Origin of the sequence: Actinoallomurus vinaceus, from assembly GCF_039542055.1 — a bacterium.
GTDB lineage: Bacteria > Actinomycetota > Actinomycetes > Streptosporangiales > Streptosporangiaceae > Actinoallomurus > Actinoallomurus vinaceus.
Map to the genome: position 1 here is coordinate 267,192 of NZ_BAABHK010000009.1, position 18,730 is coordinate 285,921.

The 18,730-nt window shown below is 72.7% G+C and carries 19 protein-coding genes; 10 read left to right on the forward strand and 9 right to left on the reverse strand.

Annotation, left to right across the window (positions count from 1 at the left end):
* Nucleotides 1-28: 28 nt before the first annotated feature.
* Nucleotides 29-454 (reverse strand): nuclear transport factor 2 family protein, encoded by a 426-nt coding sequence (locus tag ABEA24_RS30130; protein WP_345434546.1) that lies wholly within the window; start codon nucleotides 452-454, stop codon nucleotides 29-31.
* Between the two features lie 140 nt (nucleotides 455-594).
* Between ABEA24_RS30130 and ABEA24_RS30135 the strand changes: the two genes are divergently transcribed.
* Entirely contained in the window at nucleotides 595-1,521 is a 927-nt protein-coding gene (locus ABEA24_RS30135) for a LysR family transcriptional regulator (RefSeq protein WP_345434547.1), read from the forward strand.
* On the opposite strand, the gene ABEA24_RS30140 is transcribed toward ABEA24_RS30135, so the two are convergent.
* Nucleotides 1,511-2,335, reverse strand: a complete 825-nt coding sequence (locus ABEA24_RS30140) for a hypothetical protein (RefSeq protein ID WP_345434548.1) — start codon at nucleotides 2,333-2,335, stop codon at nucleotides 1,511-1,513. The genes ABEA24_RS30135 and ABEA24_RS30140 overlap by 11 nt on opposite strands.
* Before the next feature lie 70 nt (nucleotides 2,336-2,405).
* Here ABEA24_RS30140 and ABEA24_RS30145 point away from each other — a divergent pair, with 70 nt between their 5' ends.
* Nucleotides 2,406-3,242, forward strand: a complete 837-nt coding sequence (locus ABEA24_RS30145; protein ID WP_345434549.1) for a 2,3,4,5-tetrahydropyridine-2,6-dicarboxylate N-succinyltransferase — start codon at nucleotides 2,406-2,408, stop codon at nucleotides 3,240-3,242.
* Between the two features lie 179 nt (nucleotides 3,243-3,421).
* On the opposite strand, the gene ABEA24_RS30150 is transcribed toward ABEA24_RS30145, so the two are convergent.
* Nucleotides 3,422-4,246 (reverse strand): lysozyme, encoded by an 825-nt coding sequence (locus ABEA24_RS30150; RefSeq protein ID WP_345434550.1) that lies wholly within the window; start codon nucleotides 4,244-4,246, stop codon nucleotides 3,422-3,424.
* Between the two features lie 219 nt (nucleotides 4,247-4,465).
* Entirely contained in the window at nucleotides 4,466-5,632 is a 1,167-nt protein-coding gene (locus ABEA24_RS30155; protein WP_345434551.1) for a peptidoglycan recognition protein family protein, read from the reverse strand.
* Between the two features lie 214 nt (nucleotides 5,633-5,846).
* Between ABEA24_RS30155 and dapE the strand changes: the two genes are divergently transcribed.
* Together dapE and ABEA24_RS30165 are read left to right on the forward strand one after the other, a co-directional pair.
* Nucleotides 5,847-6,902 carry a succinyl-diaminopimelate desuccinylase gene (dapE, locus tag ABEA24_RS30160; protein ID WP_345434552.1) on the forward strand — a complete coding sequence of 352 codons (1,056 nt, stop codon included), beginning with the start codon at nucleotides 5,847-5,849 and terminating at the stop codon, nucleotides 6,900-6,902.
* 46 nt (nucleotides 6,903-6,948) lie between these two features.
* Nucleotides 6,949-7,353, forward strand: a complete 405-nt coding sequence (locus ABEA24_RS30165; protein ID WP_345434553.1) for a MerR family transcriptional regulator — start codon at nucleotides 6,949-6,951, stop codon at nucleotides 7,351-7,353.
* Nucleotides 7,354-7,603: 250 nt separating this feature from the next.
* Here ABEA24_RS30165 and ABEA24_RS30170 read toward each other — a convergent pair whose 3' ends face one another.
* Nucleotides 7,604-9,760, reverse strand: a complete 2,157-nt coding sequence (locus ABEA24_RS30170) for a bifunctional polysaccharide deacetylase/glycosyltransferase family 2 protein (protein WP_345434554.1) — start codon at nucleotides 9,758-9,760, stop codon at nucleotides 7,604-7,606.
* Entirely contained in the window at nucleotides 9,760-10,233 is a 474-nt protein-coding gene (locus ABEA24_RS30175) for a hypothetical protein (protein WP_345434555.1), read from the reverse strand. The genes ABEA24_RS30170 and ABEA24_RS30175 overlap by 1 nt, the downstream gene beginning before the upstream one ends.
* Nucleotides 10,234-10,348: 115 nt before the next feature.
* Between ABEA24_RS30175 and ABEA24_RS30180 the strand changes: the two genes are divergently transcribed.
* Nucleotides 10,349-11,155, forward strand: coding sequence for an LOG family protein (locus ABEA24_RS30180; RefSeq protein WP_345434556.1), 807 nt, complete (start codon nucleotides 10,349-10,351; stop codon nucleotides 11,153-11,155).
* The gene (locus ABEA24_RS30185) at nucleotides 11,155-11,739 is read left to right on the forward strand and encodes an LOG family protein (protein WP_345434557.1); all 585 of its coding nucleotides are present in this window, start codon (nucleotides 11,155-11,157) and stop codon (nucleotides 11,737-11,739) included. Before ABEA24_RS30180 ends, ABEA24_RS30185 begins: the two co-directional genes overlap by 1 nt.
* Before the next feature lie 15 nt (nucleotides 11,740-11,754).
* Here the strand turns inward: ABEA24_RS30185 and ABEA24_RS30190 are convergent, their stop codons facing one another.
* Nucleotides 11,755-12,279 (reverse strand): hypothetical protein, encoded by a 525-nt coding sequence (locus ABEA24_RS30190; protein WP_345434558.1) that lies wholly within the window; start codon nucleotides 12,277-12,279, stop codon nucleotides 11,755-11,757.
* An 86-nt stretch (nucleotides 12,280-12,365) separates the two neighbouring features.
* Between ABEA24_RS30190 and ABEA24_RS30195 the strand changes: the two genes are divergently transcribed.
* Genes ABEA24_RS30195 through ABEA24_RS30205 form a run of 3 tightly spaced genes read left to right on the forward strand, consistent with a single transcriptional unit; the run spans nucleotide 12,366 to nucleotide 14,007 of the window.
* Nucleotides 12,366-13,010, forward strand: a complete 645-nt coding sequence (locus ABEA24_RS30195; RefSeq protein WP_345434559.1) for a hypothetical protein — start codon at nucleotides 12,366-12,368, stop codon at nucleotides 13,008-13,010.
* A complete protein-coding gene (locus ABEA24_RS30200) occupies nucleotides 13,007-13,441 on the forward strand; it encodes an SRPBCC family protein (protein ID WP_345434560.1) in 435 nt (144 codons plus the stop codon). The genes ABEA24_RS30195 and ABEA24_RS30200 overlap by 4 nt, the downstream gene beginning before the upstream one ends.
* Entirely contained in the window at nucleotides 13,438-14,007 is a 570-nt protein-coding gene (locus tag ABEA24_RS30205; protein WP_345434561.1) for a DNA-3-methyladenine glycosylase I, read from the forward strand. Before ABEA24_RS30200 ends, ABEA24_RS30205 begins: the two co-directional genes overlap by 4 nt.
* A 3-nt stretch (nucleotides 14,008-14,010) precedes the next feature.
* Here the strand turns inward: ABEA24_RS30205 and ABEA24_RS30210 are convergent, their stop codons facing one another.
* Together ABEA24_RS30210 and ABEA24_RS30215 are read right to left on the reverse strand one after the other, a co-directional pair.
* Nucleotides 14,011-16,590 carry an FtsX-like permease family protein gene (locus ABEA24_RS30210; RefSeq protein ID WP_345434562.1) on the reverse strand — a complete coding sequence of 860 codons (2,580 nt, stop codon included), beginning with the start codon at nucleotides 16,588-16,590 and terminating at the stop codon, nucleotides 14,011-14,013.
* A gap of 2 nt (nucleotides 16,591-16,592) precedes the next feature.
* The gene (locus tag ABEA24_RS30215; protein ID WP_345434563.1) at nucleotides 16,593-17,336 is read right to left on the reverse strand and encodes an ABC transporter ATP-binding protein; all 744 of its coding nucleotides are present in this window, start codon (nucleotides 17,334-17,336) and stop codon (nucleotides 16,593-16,595) included.
* A gap of 172 nt (nucleotides 17,337-17,508) precedes the next feature.
* On the opposite strand from ABEA24_RS30215, the gene ABEA24_RS30220 reads away from it, so the two are divergent.
* Nucleotides 17,509-18,726 carry a glycosyltransferase 87 family protein gene (locus tag ABEA24_RS30220; protein ID WP_345434564.1) on the forward strand — a complete coding sequence of 406 codons (1,218 nt, stop codon included), beginning with the start codon at nucleotides 17,509-17,511 and terminating at the stop codon, nucleotides 18,724-18,726.
* Nucleotides 18,727-18,730 lie beyond the last annotated feature (4 nt).

Sequence of the window (18,730 nt, forward strand, 5' to 3'; positions counted from 1 at the left end):
GGAATGGACGAACGGGCGGGCCGACAGGTCAGCCGAAAACCACGTTCTTCGCGTGCAGGGTGTCGAAGTACTCGCGGACCGCCGCGATCCTGCCGTCGCGGACGGTGAAGATCGCCAGGCAGTGCTGGTCGTAGCGCCCGCCGGACCTGCTCAGCGCACGGGTGTTCCACTCGGCCAGCACCTGGTCGCCCTCGGCGATCACACCCGTGAACTCCAGCTCCATGGATTCCGGCACCAGCCGGGACACCATCGCCGGCACGAACTCGCCGAGGATCTCGTCCGGCCCGGTCCACGTCCGGGACAACGGCAGGTCGCCCGCCAGCGTCCAGGTCGCCTCGGGGGCGAAGAAACGGCGGAGGACCGCGAAGTCGCCGTCGGTGAGGGCGTTCATGTAATCGAGGACGACGGCCTTGCTCTGCGTCGTGACGTCGTCGGCATTCAGCGTGGAGGTCATTTCCTGCGCCTTTCTCGGGGAGTCCCTTTCTGACGTCTCGAACCTAGGCGGCGCCGGTCTGCGAAGGGAAAGACCTGTTGTTTCTCGGCTTAGAACGGTGCGGCATAAGTGCAGCTCGGAACCCCGGTATGATGCCTCGCGTGCCAGATCTTCACCGCCTTCGCTGCTTTCTGGCCGTCGCGCGGGAACGCAACTTCACCCGTGCCGCCGAGCAGTTGCACATCGCCCAGCCCGCGCTGAGCCGCCACGTCCGGCAACTCGAGCAGGAATTGGGCGTGCGGCTGCTGGACCGGACCACGCAGTACGTCGAGCCCACCGAGGCCGGCCGGATGCTGATGGAGCGCGGGGCGGCCCTGTGCGAGGAGGCCGACCGGCTGTGGCGCGATGTGCGCGCCTACGCCGACGGCGAGCACGGCACCCTCACCATCGGCTACAGCGCCAGCCTCGGCTACGAGACCGCCCCCGAGCTGCTCGCGGCCCTGGCCGAACGGCACCCCGCCATCACGGTCGACACCCGGCTGCTGTCCACGGCCGACATCGTCGGCGGCGTCGCCGACGGGACCCTCGACGCGGGCCTGGTGCGCTGCCCGCCGCCCCTACCCGACCTGGTGCGCACCACCCTCAGACTCGAACCGCAGGGCGTGCTCATGCACGCCGAACACCCTTTCGCCGACCGTCGCGCGGTGGCCACCGCCGACCTCGGCGAGGAGACCCTGCTCGTGCACGCCCGGGAGGCCAACCCCGGCCACCACGACGCGATCATGGAGATCCTCCGAAGCGCCGGCGTGTCTCCACGGCTACAACCGCGCCGGCTGTCGTTCGACGCCGCGCACACCCCGGTGGCCCAGAACAAGGCCGTGTCCATCGTCGGGCAGTCCGCCGCCGGCAGCCTGCCGGCCCACCTGGTCTGGCGCCCGCTGACCCCGGCCACCACCGTCGAGATCCACCTGCTCACCCGCGGCAGCGGCACCACCCCCACCGTCGCCCGGCTGCTGCGGACGGCGTCCGCCACGGCCCGCGCCCACGGCTGGCTCCGTACGGCCGACGCGGCCGGCCTCAGCGGATGACGACCCGGCCGGCGGGCGCCTCCTTGTCCTGCGTCCAGCCATCGTGTCCCTGCTCCGCCCGCCAGTGCTTACCGGCGTAGCGCACCTCGCGGAGCCCGAACGGCTGGGCGTGCGCGACCATCCAGGTCGCCATGGTCCAGCCCGCACGGGCGTTCGCCGCGGTGATCCCGTCGCCGGTGTCCTTGCGCTTCAGCGCCTTGTCCAGGGCGTCCAGAGCCTGCCGCGGGTCGTCCTGCTTCTTGCGCTTGTTCGGGGGATACCAGCACCGCACGGCGCCGGGCACGCGCCCGGTATAGGCCGCGGCCATGATCCGCGCGTCCTCCTCGTGCCGGGCGTACGCCTTGCCGTCCGCACTGCGCTGGACCTTCTGGGCCGCCTCGTGGACGGGCAGGCCGCTGTAGTCCTTGATCTTGACGAGGGCGCTGAAGAACCGGTTCGCGGCGTACACCGGGTCCTTCAGCTGGTTGACCGTCCCCCACCCCTGCGACGGACGCTGCTGGAAGAGACCGACCGAGTCGCGGTCGCCGCTCTCGAGATTGCGCAGGTGCGACTCCTGCAGCGCCGTCGCGTACGCGATGACCACGGCGTCTTCGGGGAGCTTCTTGCGCAGTGCCACGGCGGCGATGGTCGCGGCGTTGCCGGCCTGGTCGAGGTCGAGCGGCATGACCCCCGCGTTCGTACGGGCCTCGCAGTTGGTGCCGTGGAGGTAGGGGCGGAAGTGGACGTACAGCGCGACGGCGCCGCCGACGATGACGAGCGTGGTGACCAATCCGATGATGGCCAGCCGCAGCCGCCCCGCACTCCTCCGACTCACGGCACGAAGGTACCCGCTCCGCACACCCTGCCGGACATCCGACGCCGCGGCCGCCGCTATCCTCACCGGCATGACCGACACGTTCACCAGCCCGATCTCAAGCGTCATCGATGAGCTGTGGGAGCGCCGGGCCGACCTGAGCCCTGAGGACACCGACGCCCGTTCCGCCATCGTGGCCGCCGTCGATCTGATCGACGCCGGGCAGGCACGTGTGGCGCTCGTCGACGAGGCCACCGACGAGGTGATCGTCGACGAGCGCGCGAAGCGGGCGATTCTGCTCAGCTTCAAGGTGCTGGGCATGGTCCAGGCGCAGGTGGGCGACTTCCACTACCACGACCGGATCCCGCTGAAGACCCGCCTCGACGGCGTGCGCGTCGTGCCGGGCGCGATCGCCCGCTGGGGCTCCTACCTCGCGCCGGGCGTCGTCCTGATGCCGTCCTTCACCAACATCGGCGCCTACGTCGACTCCGGCACGATGGTCGACACCTGGGCGACGGTCGGGTCCTGCGCGCAGGTCGGCAAGAACGTCCACCTGTCCGGCGGCGTCGGCATCGGCGGCGTGCTCGAGCCGCCGAACGCCAAGCCCGTCATCATCGGCGACGAGGCCATGATCGGCAGCCGCTCGATGATCGTCGAGGGCGCCCGCGTGGGCACGGGCGCGGTCGTCGGTTCCGGCACGAACCTCTCCGCCTCGATGCCGGTCATCGACGTGGAGACGGGGAAGGAGCTCGGCCGCGGCCGGATCCCCGACTGGTGTGTCGCCGTCGGAGGCACGCGCCTGAAGGAGTTCCCCGGCGGCACCTTCGGGATGCCCGCCGTCCTGGTGATCAAGCGCCTCGAGCCGGGCGTGCGGCACGACAAGTCGCAGCTCAACGACGTCCTCCGCGACCACGGCCTGAGCGCCTGACACACCCGTACGGGGGCGCCCACGGCTCTGCGCGACCGAGGCGTGAACGCCTGACGGTTCTCTGCGGGGCGCTCACCGGGCCGCGCCCGCCGTATGGCTCGGGTGCCTCGACGGGCTGACGTGAACATGCGCGGCGCCGGAGCCTTGCCCCGGCGCCGCGCCGTCATGCCGTCATGCGATCAGGTGTTGTCGGCCAGGGCCAGCAGGCGCGCGGAGTCTCCGTTGAAGGTGTCCTGGTCGCCAGGGAACGTGCCGCTGTCGGCGTACTGCCAGATGGTGTAGAAGCTCCAGCCCGCCGGCAGCGTGCCCGCGGAGCTGGAGTACTTCGCGATCCACAGCGGGCTGTTCGTGGCGAACGTGGTGTCGGTGTTACCGGTGCAGCTGGTCCACCAGCTCAGGCTGGTGTAGATGACCGCCCAGCGGCCGGTCTTGGCGTGGTACTCGTTGATGAACGCGTGGATCCAGCTGCGCATGGAAGCCTGGCTGAGGCCGTAGCAGGACGCCCCGTACGGGTTGTACTCCATGTCCACCGCGCCGGGCAGCGTTTGGTGGTCCGCCGACCAGCCGCCGCCGTGGGCGGCGAAGTAGTCGGCCTGCGCGGCGCCGCTCGAGTTGTCCGGCAGCGCGAAGTGGTAGGCGCCGCGGATGAGTCCCACGTTGTACGACCCGACGTACTGCTGGGAGAAGTAGGGGTTCTGGTACGACGTGCCCTCGGTGGCCTTGACGTAGGCGAACTTGGCGCCGTTGCTCTTGACCGTGCTCCAGGTGACGTTGCCCTGGTGGCTGGAGACGTCCAGGCCGGGCAGACCCGACACGAGCGGGGAGACGGTGCCGGACCCGCTGCCGGCGAGGCTGTACCCGGCGTGGTCCTTGTCGGGGTGGGTGATCGGGTTCGGCGACGCGCCGGCCGCGGGACCGGCGGCCAGGACGCCTCCGGCAAGGGAGAGCGCGGCGAACGCCGTGCTCAGCCGGCGGATGATGCGGTTGCGGGGGGACGGGGCCACGGTTCCTCCTGGGGTCGTGTGGCGGGACGGGAGGGTGGACGGAGTGGCCACCCCTGGGGCCGGGGCATGCCACGTGCAAGGGCACGGTGACTGTGGGCGGGCGGGGTCGGGAGGCGGCGGTGTGGCCGTGACACGGTCGGCAACGGCCCGTGAGCGGCGGGGGTCGGGTGACGGTGGTCGGCCGTGTGGGGCCGGATCACGTTGACGGTGTGTTGGCCGTCAGGGGCGGGGTTCGGTGGCGCCGACGGCGGGGCCGTGGTCGCCCAGGGTGCGCGGGCCGGGCAGGCCGGAGCGCGTGACGGAGCCGGTGCGCGCGGCGGACGCCAGGCCGAGCTTGCCCGCGACCTCCGACCGGAGCTGGGGCAGTTGGGCGTAGAGCGCGTCGCCGGGGCACTGGGTGGTGGAGTTGTAGTCGCGGTGGCCGACGATCGCGGTGGCCGGGGACAGCCCGTACAGGTCGCAGAGCCAGGCGAGGGTCTGGACGAGGGCGTTCCACAGGGCGGTGGGCGGGAGTTCGGTGGTGTACGTGCCCTCGTTCTCGATGCCGAGGGTGTGGCCGTTCTCGTTGGCGCACTGGGCGCCGAAGACGTTCTTGCGCTGCCCGATGGCCTCGAGCGTGCGGTTCCGGCCCTCCATGACGTAGCCGCCGCGGCTGATGGTCAGCTGCTGCCCGGTGTCGCTCCAGCCGTTGGTGTCCATGTGGAGGTCCTGGCAGTCGCGGGACAGCTGGAAGGCGTGCGCGAGGGAGTAGTCGGTGGAGTTGGGGAAGGCCATGTGGTGCACGATCAGGTGGTCGGGCGCCTTGATGATCGTGGCCGGCGAGGTGGGCGGACGCGCGTCCCACTCGGCGCGCGTGTAGACGCGCGGTGCGGTGACGGCCCGCGCGGGGCGGGGCCGGGCCAGGTCGGCGGCGCCGATGAGAGCGGCGCCGCCCGCGATGGCGGCCGCCCGCGTGAGCAGGTCGCGACGGCCGAGGGCACCGTGCCCGGCGGTCGCCGGTGCGAGCGGCCGGGGCTCGGTCGCACCGGGTGCGGCAGTCGCCGGTGCGAGCGGGTAGGGCGCGGTCGCGTACGCGAGTGAGTCGGGCTCGGTGGCGCCCATCGGTTGGGGCTCGGTGGCTTCGGGCGTGGCGGTCGCCGGGGTGAGCGGGTCGGGTTCGGCGGTGCCGGGCGGGTCGGGCTCGGTGGCTCCGGGCGCGGCGGTCGCAGAGGTGAGCGGGTCGGGCTCGGTGGTCCCGGGCGGGGCGGTCGCCGGTGCGGGCGGGTGGCGGTGGGGGGTGCCGGGTGTGGCGGAGGCTTGGGTGGTCGGGGTGTGACGGTCGGGGACGGGGCTGTCGGATGTGAAGGCCGCCCCTGGGGTGAGGCGGCCGGCGGGGGGTTCCGGCATGGGGGGAGCTCCTTCCGCGGGGTTGAAGGGAACGCCGCTCCCATATATGTAAATATCCAACCAAGCGGCCATCGAATAGGTGGAAAATTCCCCTAAGATCAGCCGCTTTCTTGGCAGATCGCCACATCCGTGCAGCTGACATGCCGTCGGCGCGCGCCTCCGGCGGCAGGTCGGCTGGCCGGATCCGGGCATCGCTGGCGTAGGCTCATGCGGCATGCGGCTTGATCTGACCCAGGACGTCGCCTCCCTGACCGCGGCGATCGTCGACATCGAATCGGTGAGCGGCAACGAGAAGGAGCTCGCCGACGCGGTCGAGGAGGCGCTGCGCGCCCTGCCCCACCTGTCCGTCGAACGCGACGGCGACACGGTGATCGCGCGCACGTCGCAGGGCCGGGACGAGCGGGTGGTGATCGCTGGGCACCTCGACACGGTCCCGATCAACCACAACCTCCCCTCGCGGGTCGAAGGGGAGCGCCTGTACGGCTGCGGGACCGGCGACATGAAGGCCGGCGTCGCCGTGCAGCTCAAGCTGGCCACCATCCCCGAGACGACCCGGGACGTCACCTACTTCTTCTACGAGTGCGAAGAGGTCGAGGAGGCCCGGAACGGCCTCAGGCGCATCGGGCAGACCCGCCCCGAGCTGCTGCAGGCCGACTTCGCGGTCCTCATGGAGCCGTCGGGCGGCATCGTGGAAGGCGGCTGTCAGGGCACCATCCGCGTAGAGGTCAAGGTCCCGGGCGAGCGGGCGCACAGCGCGCGGTCGTGGATGGGGTCGAACGCCATCCACCACGCCGGTGCGGTCCTCGACGTCCTGCGGGCGTACGAGCCGAGGCGTCCCGTCGTCGACGGCCTGGAGTTCCACGAGGGCCTCAACGCGGTGTTCATCCGAGGCGGCGTCGCGGGCAACGTGATCCCCGACGAGTGCGTCGTCACGATCAACTACCGGTTCGCGCCCGACAAGTCCCTGGGCGACGCGGAGAAGCACCTGCGCGAGCTGTTCGACGGCTACGAGGTGACCGTGGTCGACGGCGCTCCCGGTGCCCGGCCGGGCCTGACGCATCCGGTCGCGGCCGCGTTCGCCGCGGCGACCGGCGGCGAGGCGCGCGCCAAACTCGGCTGGACGGACGTGGCGAGGTTCTCCGAGCTGGGCATTCCGGCCGTCAACTACGGCCCCGGCGAGCCCAGCCTGTCGCACACGCGTGACGAGTACGTGGAGATTCCGCGTATCTTCGCCAGCGAGGAGCGAATGCGGGCCTGGCTCACGACGTGAGCCGTGCCCGGCCCTTGACTCGGGATCGACGCGGGAGGGCGACCTCATGACCCAGATGGCCCAGGCACTGGCCGACGGACTGACGATCGCGGAGGCGGCCGAGCAAACCGGCGTCTCCGCGCACACCCTGCGCTACTACGAGCGCATCGGCGCGTTCCGGGAGCCGCCGGAGCGCGACTCCAGCGGGCACCGCCGCTACACCGAGCGCGACCTGTCCTGGATCACGCTGCTCACCCGGCTGCGCGCGACCGGGATGCCTATCGCGACGATGCTCCGCTACGCCGAACTGGCCCGCGAGGGCAACGGAACGGCCGCCGACCGCAAGGCCCTCCTCGTCGCGCACCGCGCCGAGGTGGCCGCGCGCATCGACGAACTGCAAGAGGACCTCGAGCTCATCGACCACAAGATCAATGTCTATGAGGAGATCGAGCGCACCCGCTTCGGCCGGTGACAGGTCCGGATGACCGATGACGGAGGACCGAGACCCACGACCGGCGACCGGCGATCCGTCCGTACGGCCGGCGACCCGTCCGTATGGTCGGTGCCGAGTCCGTGCGGTCAGTGATCCGTCCGTACGACCGGCGATCGGCCCGTACGGTCGATGCCCGGTCCGTACGGTCGGCGACCCGTCCGTACGGTCGGTGGAACCGCATGGACGTCCGGCGCCCTCGCCGAGGGCGCCGGACGGCTCCGTACGGGCTTCAGGCGCCGACCTGGGTCGGCAGCGGTTCCCCCTCCGAGAACGTCCCGGTGCGCCGGATGACGTGCCAGCCCAGCCGGGCTCCCAGGATCGCCGTGACAAGCGACTGGATGACCACCAGGTACATCAGCTGCCGGTAGACGATCTGCTGGAAGGGCATCACCCACAGCGTGGTGAGGCGCTCGCCGTCGAGTCGTAGCGCGTACATCGCGGCCGCCGCCTGGGCCACCGTGAACAGCACCCACGACCCCGCGACGGTCAGCGGGTTCAGGACGAACATGCCGTAGATGGCGAAGACGTCGACCACGGGTGCGAGGCACGGCAGGGCGACCTGGAAGAGCGCGAGGTACGGCAGGCAGCGGCGGCCGAACCGGCCGGAGCGGCCGCCCTCGACCATGGCGCGTTTGTGCTTCCACATCGACTGCAGGGTGCCGTAGCACCAGCGGTACCGCTGCCTCCACAGCTGCCGCAGCGACGACGGCGCCTCCGTCCAGGCCAGAGCGGTCTCTTCGTACACGACGCGCCAGCCCGCCCGGCAGATCGCCATGGTGAGGTCGGTGTCCTCGGCGAGGGTCTCGGTGCTGAGCCCGCCGACCGACGCGAGGGCCTGCCGCCGGAAGGCGCCGATCGCGCCGGGCACGGTGGGCATGCACTCCAGCACGTCGAACATCCGCCGGTCGAGGTTGAACCCGATGACGTACTCCAGGTGCTGCCAGCGGCCGATGAGGCCCTTGCGGTTGGCCACCTTGGTGTTGCCGCTGACCGCTCCGACCCGCGGGTCGACCAGCGGCCGTACGAGGTTGTTGATCGTGTCGCGCTGGAAGACGGTGTCGCCGTCGACGAGGACGAGGATGTCGTGGCTCGCCTGCGCGATGCCCGTGTTCAGGGCGGCCGGCTTGCCGCCGTTGGGCCGGCAGATGAGCCGGACGTTCGCGAACTCCCGCTGCAGCCGGTCGCCGATGACGGGCGTGTCATCGGTGGACCCGTCGTCGACGATCAGCACCTCGATCGGCGACGGGTAGGTGGTGTTCACGAGGGAGCGCACCGTCGCCGCCAGGCCGACCTCCTCGTTGTACGCCGGAACGATCACCGACACCGGTGGCGGGGCGCCCCCGACGGTGAGCCATGGCGAGGGCCCGCGGCGGGGTCGGCGCCGGACCCGCCGGACATGGACGTGCGCGAACAGCGGGAGGGCCAGCAGCCGCAGCGTGGTCAGCGCGCCCGCGATCCCGAAGAGGATCCCGAACCAGCCGGCCCACAGGTCGGACCAGCGCTGCGCGGCGGTCAGGGCCGTTCCGGTCACCTTGTCGAAGGTCGAGGCGGGCACGTCGGCGGACGGCAGCCGCGTCGCCTGGCTCAGCGTCGTGAACCGGTACCCCTCGGCCGACAGCCGGGTCAGCAGCGCGTCCAGGGCCTGTACCGTCTGGGCCCGGTCGCCTCCCGAGTCGTGCATCATCACGACGGCGCCGGCGCCCTTCTTGGGCGTGGCGGCCTCGATGATCTTCTCCACGCCCGGCCGCCGCCAGTCCTCGGTGTCCAGGTCGGTGAGCGCCACGACGTAGCCCTGGCCCCCGGCCTCCAGGGCCGCCCGGTACTCCGGCGCGGACAGGCCGTCCGGCACGGAGGAGTACGGCATCCGGATGAGCCGGGTGTTGACGCCGGCCGCACCGGCGAGCGCCCGCTGGGTCAGATCGAGTTCGAAGCGGATGCGCCAGGGCGAGGCGCTCGCCATGTCGATATGGGTGTAGGTGTGCGAGCCGATCTCGTTGCCCTCGCGGATCGCCCGGTGGACGATGCCGGGGTGGTCGGCGACACGCGCTCCGATGACGAAGAACGTCGCGTGGGCGCCGTGGCGTCGCAGCACGTCGAGGAGCTGCGGGGTCCAGCGGGGATCGGGACCGTCGTCGAAGGTGAGCGCGATGGTGCGACGGGGCGTCCGGATGCTCTCCGGTTTGCCGCCCGACAGGTTCACGACCGGACCGCCGTTCGCCACCGCGGGCGGTGCCGAACCGCTCTTCTCGTAGTTGTGCTGCGTCGACTCCCCGACAACACCGTGCGCGTAACCGGTCAGCAGGAGCCCCGCGACGAGGGTGACGGCGCCGAGGAAGAGCAGGATCCAGTGGCCGCGCGGATCACGCCGGCGGTCCTTGCGCGGCATCAGGGCTTCTTCGGGTTGGGGCTCTTGGTCCGGCCGTAGCCGTGTCCCTTCCCGTGGGCCGTGGTGGTGGACGTCGGCGTCACCGGCGGCGTGGTCGCTCCGGTGGTCGGCGTGGTGGAGCCCGGGGTGCCCGAGTGGGTGCCCGCGGGCGCGCGGGACGCGCCGGTCGTCGGCGCCGGGCCGCTCGGCGCCGTGCCGGCGGCGGAGCTCCGGTTCGGAAGCGGGTTGCGTCCTCCGCTGCGAGGCATGAGCCCGTCCTCGGCGGGGCCGCGGCCCGACGTCGAGTGCTTCGTCTCGGGCCACGGGGTGAGCGGCACCCGCGTCCCGGTGGCCAGCCCGATCCCCACGAGCGCGAGATAGGCGGCGACGATGCACCCGAGCGCGATCCCCGCGCGGCGCGCGATCCGTGCCCGGCGCCCCGTCGCGTCGACGAAAACGGGTTCCGGCTCAAGCACGTCAGTCGCTTGGCTCACGGCCGAAGTCTAGAGCCCAACAAAACGACAAACGGTACAAATGGGTTCGTTGACCGCTAACAGTTGTGGTGTCTGATTGCTCAAAACCGCTTGCGGCGATGGCTAACGTTGGGCCATGCAACCTGACGAGACGCCGCGCCGGAGGCGGCAGGGCCCCGTAACGCTGCGGGGCAAGGCGATCCCCTCGACGACGACCGACCAGCGACTGCTCGACTCCCGCGGTCCGTCCGACTGGGTGCACACCGACCCCTGGCGGGTGCTGCGCATCCAGGCGGAGTTCGTGGAGGGCTTCGGCCTGCTGTCCGAGCTGGGGCGCGCGGTGAGCATCTTCGGCTCCGCCCGCACCAAGCCGGGCTCGGAGGAGTACGAGCTGGCCGAGCGGATCGGCGCCCTGCTCGTCGAGGCCGGCTACGCCGTCATCACCGGCGGCGGTCCGGGGATCATGGAGGCGGGGAACAAGGGGGCCGACGAGGCCGGCGGCGTCTCGGTCGGACTCGGCATCGAGCTGCCGTTCGAGCAGGGGCTGAACGACCACATCGACATCGGCCTGGAGTTCCGCTACTTCTTCGTCCGCAAGACGATGTTCGTCAAGTACTCGCAGGCGTTCGTCGTGCTCCCCGGCGGATTCGGCACGCTCGACGAGCTGTTCGAGGCGATCACCCTCGTGCAGACCAGGAAGATCACACGCTTCCCGATCGTGCTCGTCGGCACCGAGTTCTGGGGCGGCCTCGTCGACTGGATCAAGAACCAGATGCTGCCCTCGGGGAAGGTCTCCCCGGAGGACATCGACCTGATCCACCTCACCGACGACCCGGAGGACGTCGTCGAGGTCATCAGGCGGGCCCACGAGACCCAGGAGCGCGAGCTGGAGGAGCGCGCGGCCCAGAAGGCCGACGCGCGCGCCGGAGGGAACGGAAGCTGATGCGGATCTGCGTCTTCTGCTCGTCCAGCGGCCGCATCGACCGCGGCTACGTCGAGCTGGCCGCCGAGGCCGGCGCCGAACTCGCCCGGCGGGGGCACACGCTCGTCAGCGGCGGCGCCACCGTGTCCTGCATGGGGGCCGTCGCCCGCGCCGCGCGCGAGGGCGGCGCGCACACCGTCGGCGTCATCCCGCAGGCCCTCGTCGAGGTCGAGATCGCCGACGACGACTCCACCGAGCTGGTCGTGACGGAGGACATGCGGTCTCGCAAGGGCGAGATGGACCGCCGCTCCGACGCGTTCCTGGTCCTGCCCGGCGGGCTCGGCACCCTCGAGGAGCTCTTCGAGGTCTGGACCGCGCGCGTGCTGGGCCTGCACGAGAAGCCCATCGCGATCCTCGACCCCCACGGCCTGTACGACCCGCTCCGCGAGCTGATGAAGCACCTGCTGAACGAGGGCTTCGCCCGGCCCCGCATCTTCGACGCGATCGGCTGGACCACCACCGTCGAGGAGGCGTTCGACCACCTGGAGCGCTCGCCGGTCCGCCTGCAGCCGACCGCCGAGGACTACATCGAGGCCGAGCCCTGAGCGACCGGTCCGGCGTCAGGCGAGGCCGCGGCGTGAGATGGCGGGCGGACGGGTTCCGATGATCGACGCGACCATGTCGAGGACCTGCCGGGTCGCGTCGAGGTCGGCCGTGCGGAAGACGCGCGCGCCGGTCCAGGCGAACACCGAGACGACGGCGGGATCGGCCTCGTCCACCAGGACGGCGTGACCGGCCCCGGCGAGGCGCTCGGCCACGTACGGGTCCGTGGCGCGGACCAGCACCCCGTCCGGCCGTACCCCCGCCGCCCGCTCCGGCGCCGAGCACAGGAGCGCCGCCCCGGTCGCCGCGGCGACGCCGGCGAAGGCGTCCCCGATCAGCAGGTCGGCCCCGGCCCGTACACAGGCGGCGGCCTGCTCCTCCGACGACGGCGCCACCGCGATCGCCCGCCCGTCCGCCCGGGCCGTGCGGACGGCCTCCGGGTCGGCGGTGACCTCGGCGATGTCGGCGCCGCCGACCAGGCCGATCGTCATGATCGCGAATTGCCCGGGGCGAAGGATCCGGGTCCCGAGGCGCAGGTCCATATCCCGATCGTGGCACACGCGGCCGTGTGCAAGTCCGTCCGAGCAGGTTGACGCACCGTGCGGCATGGTTGTGGCACGATCGACATATGCTCGTCACCATCACCGTGGCCCTCGCCGCTCTGGCCGTCCTGGCGGCGATCGTCGTCGTGGCCGTCGGTGGCGGCGGGGAGCTGTCCGTAGAGCACCCCGACCACCCGCCACTGGCGCTGCCGGGCCGGCGTTCCGCCGGCGGCACCGACGCCGCGCTGCTCCGCCTGCCGATGGGTCTGTGGGGCTACCACAAGCAGATCACCGACGAGGCGCTGGAGCGCTTCGCCCATGAGCTGACCGAGCGCGACACGCGCATTGCCGTGCTCGAGCAGGAGCTCGCGGAGGCGCGGCAGCACCTGTACGAGCCGCCGGAGCAGTCGTCGTGGCGGCCGTCCGTCCCGTCGGCCTCCCCGGCGCCGGACGCGCTGACCACCACGCACCACGACTTCGACCCGGCGGACTCGCTCGTCACGCGCGAAGGCGACCTGCCGTCCCTGCCCCAGCGCGTGGCCGAGCCGCCCCTGCCTCAGCGCGCGGACGAGCCGCCCGGGGAGCGGGCCATCGAGCCGCCGCAGACCATCGCCGACAAGATCGTCTTCGATCCTGCGGCCACCATCGCCGATCACGAGCAGGACCACGAAGACGCCGGCACGGATCACCGGCCGGGCGAGGGCGGCACGTGGCGGGAGCGGGACGAGTGAGGACGAGTACGGTCGCCGTGCACGCCTCCGCCGACGTCGCCGCCCCGGCGGAGCGGGTCTGGGAGGTCCTCGTCGACTGGCCCCGGCACTCCGAGTGGGTGCCGTTCACCCATGCGGAGGGCGGCGCGGGCGACGGCGCGAGCCTGGAGGCGTGGACCGGGGTCGGCCCGATCGGTTTCCTCGACACCATGGTGATCAGCGAGTGGCGGCCGCCGCACCGGGTCCGGGTGCGGCACACCGGGGCGCTGGTCCACGGGGAGGGCCGGTTCGACCTGCTCGACCTGCCGGAGGGCCGGTGCCGGGTGACCTGGGCGGAGCTGATCCACCTGCCGCTCGGGCCGGTCGGCCGGGTCGGCTGGTTCGCGGTCGGGCCGATGGCCCGGCTCATGTTGCGGACGTCGCTGCACCGCCTCGCTACCATGTTCGAATGACTGTGATCGGCCCGGACGGGCTGGCGCGGTGCCCATGGGGGGTCTCCGCGCCCGACTACATCGCCTACCACGACGACGAGTGGGGCCGCCCGGTCCGCGACGACCAGGGCCTGTACGAGCGGCTGTGCCTGGAGGCGTTCCAGTCCGGCCTGTCGTGGCTGACGATCCTGCGCAAGCGCGAGGGGTTCCGGCGGGCGTTCGACGACTTCGACCCGGAGAAGGTCGCGGAGTACGGCCCGGCCGACGTCGAGCGGCTGATGGCCGACGCCTCGATCGTCCGGAACCGCCGGAAGATCGACGCGACGATCGCGAACGCCCGGGCGTCGCTCGACCTGCCCGACGGCCTCGCCGCGCTGGTCTGGGCCCACGCCGACCCGGACGCCCCGGCCCCCAAGACGGTCACCGACGTGCCCGCCATCACCCCCGGCTCCACGGCGCTCGCCAAGAAGCTCAAGAAGAGCGGGTTCCGGCACGTCGGCCCGACGACCGTCTACGCCCTCATGCAGGCCTGCGGCCTGGTCGACGACCACCTGGTGGACTGCCACCGCCGCGGCGCCTACCGCTGAGCGTCACTCCGCCTTGGCGGCCTCCAGCACCGGCACCCCGGCGGCGCGGCGGGCGGGCAGCGCCGACGTCGCCCACGTCACCGCGGCCGCGCCGCCGACGACCACCGCGAGCAGCCACCACGGCAGGTGCACCCGGATGTACGAGCTGCCGGTGGCGACGTGCAGCAGCGCGACGGTGCCGACGGAGGTCGCCACGCCGAGCAGCACCCCCAGCAGCACGACGGTCGCGGCCTCCCAGCGGACGATCGACCGGATCTGCCGCACGGTCGTCCCGACCGCGCCGAGCATGCCGAACTCCCGGATCCGCTCGAAGACGCTGAGTGACATCGTCGTGGCCATCCCGAACAGCGAGATCACCAGTGACATCCCGATGAACCCGTAGATCACCCGCAGGCCCTTCTCCATGGACGCGACGGCGATCCGGACGTAGCCCGCCGGGTCGTACACCCGCGCCACCGGGACGTCCGCGACGGCCGCGGTGAGGTCCCGCGCGAACGCGGTGCCCCGGACCAGCACGGCCGACGTGCTCGCGCCCGGATCCAGCATCGCCATCGTGGCCGGGGCGACGAGCGCCTGGTCGGCGAACAGGTGCGAGGGGTCGCGGTACCGGCCGGCCACGGTGAGCGTCACGTTCCCGCGCGCCCCGTGTACGACGATCCGGCGGCCCGGCCGCAGGCCGTACGCCTTCACCAGCGGCGACGCCACGCCGATCTCGCCGGGACGCAGCGCGGGCAGGTGCCCGCCGAAGCGCAGCACCGGCCGTACGTCCGACACGCCGGTCACGTCGAGGAAGACCGGATCGCCGGGATCGCCGTCGGAGACCTTCGTCTTCGGCGACACGAGCTGCACCTCGGTCCGGGTCAGCGCGACCGCCGAGGTCACACCCGGTACGCGCGCGACGCGCGACGTCGTGTCACCGGGCAGTGGCGCCGCCCCGTTCGAGGTCCGCCCGCTACTCGCGATCACGTGGTCGGCGGCGAGCGTCTCCCGGCCGGCCTCGTTGGCGCGCTGGTGGATGGAGGTGATCAGCAGACCGGTCGCGGCGACGAGCGCCACGCCGAGCATGAGCGAGGCGGCGGCCGAGGAGACCCGGCGGGGGCTGCGGGTGATCGTGGCGCGGGCGAGCCGGCCCGACTCGCCGCTGATGAGCATGCCGAGCCGCCCGACCAGGCCGCCGAGCGGCCCGACGAAGAAGGGCGCGAGCACCGCCAGCCCGGACACGCACACCATCGCGCCCATGAGGATGAGCACCGCGATCGGGATGGTCCGGTCGATGCCGACGGACGTGGGGTCGTTCGCGACCGCGAAGACCGGGCCGAAGAACATCCATGACGCCCCGAAGATCGCGAGGGCGCCGACGAGCCGGGGCCAGATCCGGCCCCTCGCCTCCGCGGTGGAGGACCGCAGCGCCTCGATCGGCGCGATCCGCGCGGCCCGGCGGGCCGGCCGCCAGGCGGCCAGCTGCGTGGTCACGACGCCCGCCGCGAACGGGAAGACCAGCGCGACCCAGCCGACCTGGACCTCGCCGGCGGAGATGTCGAAGCCGTCCTGGGCGAACAGCCGCGTGAGGACGTCCGACACGCCGTACCCGGCCAGGAGCCCGCCCGCCGAGGCGACGACCCCCAGGACCAGCGCCTCGAGGCGGACCAGCCGCCTGATCTGCCGGGGACGGGCCCCGATCGCCGACAGCAGGGCCAGCCGCCGGGTGCGCTGGCGGACCAGCGTGCCGAAGGCGTTCGCGACCACGAACAGCCCGGTGAACACCGCGACCGACGCGAGCATGCCGATCACCCCGCCGATGGACGCCCCCGCGCCCTGCAGCTCGGCCGACTGCCGGTGCCGTACGTCGGAGGCCTTCCGGACGACGGCCGGGCGCATCACCGGGACCAGCCGGTCGCGCAGCGTCGCGGCCGTGACACCCGGCGCGGCCTTCACCCACAGCCCCTGCCACGTGCCCGCCCGCAGCCCGGCGGCGCGGTGCACGGCGGCGGGCGTGCCGAGGATCAGGTCGCCGGAGGCCACCGCGCCCCGGCCCCGTACGGTGACGACGCCGACGACCCGCACGCGCTGCGTGGAGTTCGGCAGCAGCAGCGTCGTGGCCGAGCCGGCGTGGAGCCCGCCGGCGCTCGCGACGTGCCGGACGACGGCCACCTCGTCGTCGGCGGCCGGCGCCCGCCCGGACACCAGGTGATAGGCGCTCAGGCGGGCGTCGGGGATCCACGGGCGGAGCGCGGTCGCCGCGCCCGCCGGCGGCGTCACCGGTTTCCCGCGCGCGCCGACGACCGTGACCGGCACGGCCGCGTCACCCGCGACCGCCGCCACGCCGGGCACCGAGGCGATCGCGCCGGGCCGTACCTCGCCCTGCGGAACGCTGAACACGTCATCCGGGTCGGTGCCGCGCGGCTGCACGAGCACGTCGACCCTGGCGTACTCGCTGGCGTCCGACCCGGACACCGCCGCCTCCGCCCGCAGCGCGAACTGCAGCGACCCCGACATCAGCCCCACGGAGAACAGCACCGCGAGCATCGTCGCGGTCAGCCGGGCCCAGTCCTGCGCGAACGACCGGCGGGCGATCAGCCACATGCTCAGGCCTCCATCCGGCGCATCACGTCGTGCACCCCGTCGATCGTCGGCCCGGCCAGCTCGTACACGATCCGGCCGTCCGCGAGGAACAGCACCCGGTCGGCGTACGACGCGGCGAGCGGGTCGTGCGTCACCATCACGACCGTCTGGCCGTATGTGTCCACCGCCCCGCGCAGGAAGCGCAGCACCTCCGCGCCGGCGGAGGAGTCGAGGTTGCCGGTCGGCTCGTCGGCGAACACCACCTCCGGCCGGGTCAGCAGCGCCCGCGCGACCGCGACCCGCTGCTGCTGGCCCCCGGACAGCTCGGCCGGCCGGTGCCCGAGACGGTCGCGCAGCCCGAGCGCGTCCACGAGGGCCCGGAACCACTCCCGGTCCGCCCGCCGCCCGGCCATCCGCGCGGTCAGCCGGATGTTCTCCTCGGCGGTCAGCATCGGCAGCAGGTTGAACGCCTGGAAGACGAAGCCCAGCTTCTCCCCGCGCAGCCTCGTGAGGCGCGTCCGCGACAGCCGCGTGATGTCCACCCCGTCGATCACGACCGAGCCCGACGTCACGGTGTCCAGCCCGGCGAGGCAGTGCAGGAACGTCGACTTGCCCGACCCCGAGGGCCCCATGATCGCGGTGAACTGCCCGCGCGCGAACGAGGCCGAGACGCCGCGCAGCGCGGCCACCGTGTTCTCTCCGGAGCCGTACGTCTTCACGAGTGAGTCCGCCTGAGCCACCGGCGCCAGGGCGGTCGTCTGTGTCATGCCCCAACCCAAGCGCGTACGGGCCGGAGGCACATTGGCGCGATCCGGAGAGCCGGAGTAGGGCTGCCCCTACCCGGCCGGGTCTACCGCATCTCGGCGTCCGGCCGTAGTGATCCGCGAGCTCGCCGCCGGTTGGCTGACATGGACCCCGCCCCCGACGCAGGAGCACCGCATGACGACCACCGTCTCCGCCGGCCGCACGGCGGCGGCCGCGCACCGCCCGCCAGCGTGGGAATCCGTGCCCGAACCACTCTGGTACGCGGTGTTCGCCGGGTTCGCGGGCCTGTTCGCCGTGCTGGCGGGACCGGCCGCGCATCGCGTCTGGGGAACGGTCGCGGCCGCCGGATACGCGGGAGCCGCGCTCGTCGCCGGCACGAGCCGGACCGCGGGAAGGGTGTGCGCGTTCACGGGCGCGGCGCTGATCCCGCTCATGGTGCTCCTCGCCACGAGCCGGGCCCAGGAGGAGGTCTCCGTGGTGGCGCGGTCGGGCGCCGCGCTCCTGCGCCACGGCACGCCGTACCCGCGCCCGCCGGCCGACGCGGCGTACACCTCCTACGACCCCTACCTGCCGGGCATGGCGGTGTTCGGGCTGACCGGGCTCGATCCGCGGATCCTGTTCACGGGCGTGTTCGCCGCCGCGATCGCCGCCGGCACGGTGGTGAGCCGGTCCCACGGGGGGCCGCGCCGGGTCGGTCGCGCGGGGATGCCGGCCGTCGTCCTCGGCTCCCCGCTGGTCGTCATCCTTGCCTCTCCGCTGGTCGCACTGCCGGTCGCGGTCGGCGGCGACGACCTGCCCGTCCTGGGGTGCGCCTGCCTGGGGCTCGCGCTGGCCCGTCACCGGCCCGGCACGGCAGGGCTCGTGCTGGGTGCCGCCGGCACGCTCAAGCTGACCGCGTCGCCGGTTCTCATCACGGTCTTCTTCCTGCTGCGAGCGCGAGGGCAGGCGCGACGGTACGTCATCGCCGCGACCGCCGTCCTCACCGCCGGGGTGGGGGTGCCCGCCGCGCTGGACCCGTCCGGATTCGCGACCAACGTCGTGCTGTTCCCCATGGGACTCACGCCCGCGACGTCGCCCGCCGCCAGCCCCCTGCCGGGGCATCTGCTGGCCGGTCTCGGCCCGGCCGGGCACGCGGCGGCGGTGACGCTGCTCGTCCTCGCGGCCGTGGCCGTCGGCGTCTCGCTGGTGCTCCGCCCGCCCCCGGACGTCCGGGCGGCGGCGCGCCGGGCGGCGCTCGGCCTCGCCCTGGCGGTCTGCCTGCTCCCCGCCACCCGCTGGGGCTACCTCCTCTACCCGGCGGTCCTGGCCGCCTGGTCCCGGATGCCGGGGCACGTGGCGCTCATCAGCCCGGAACGCGCACCAGAAGGGGTCACGCCGTGCCTCGCTGCCTGATTGT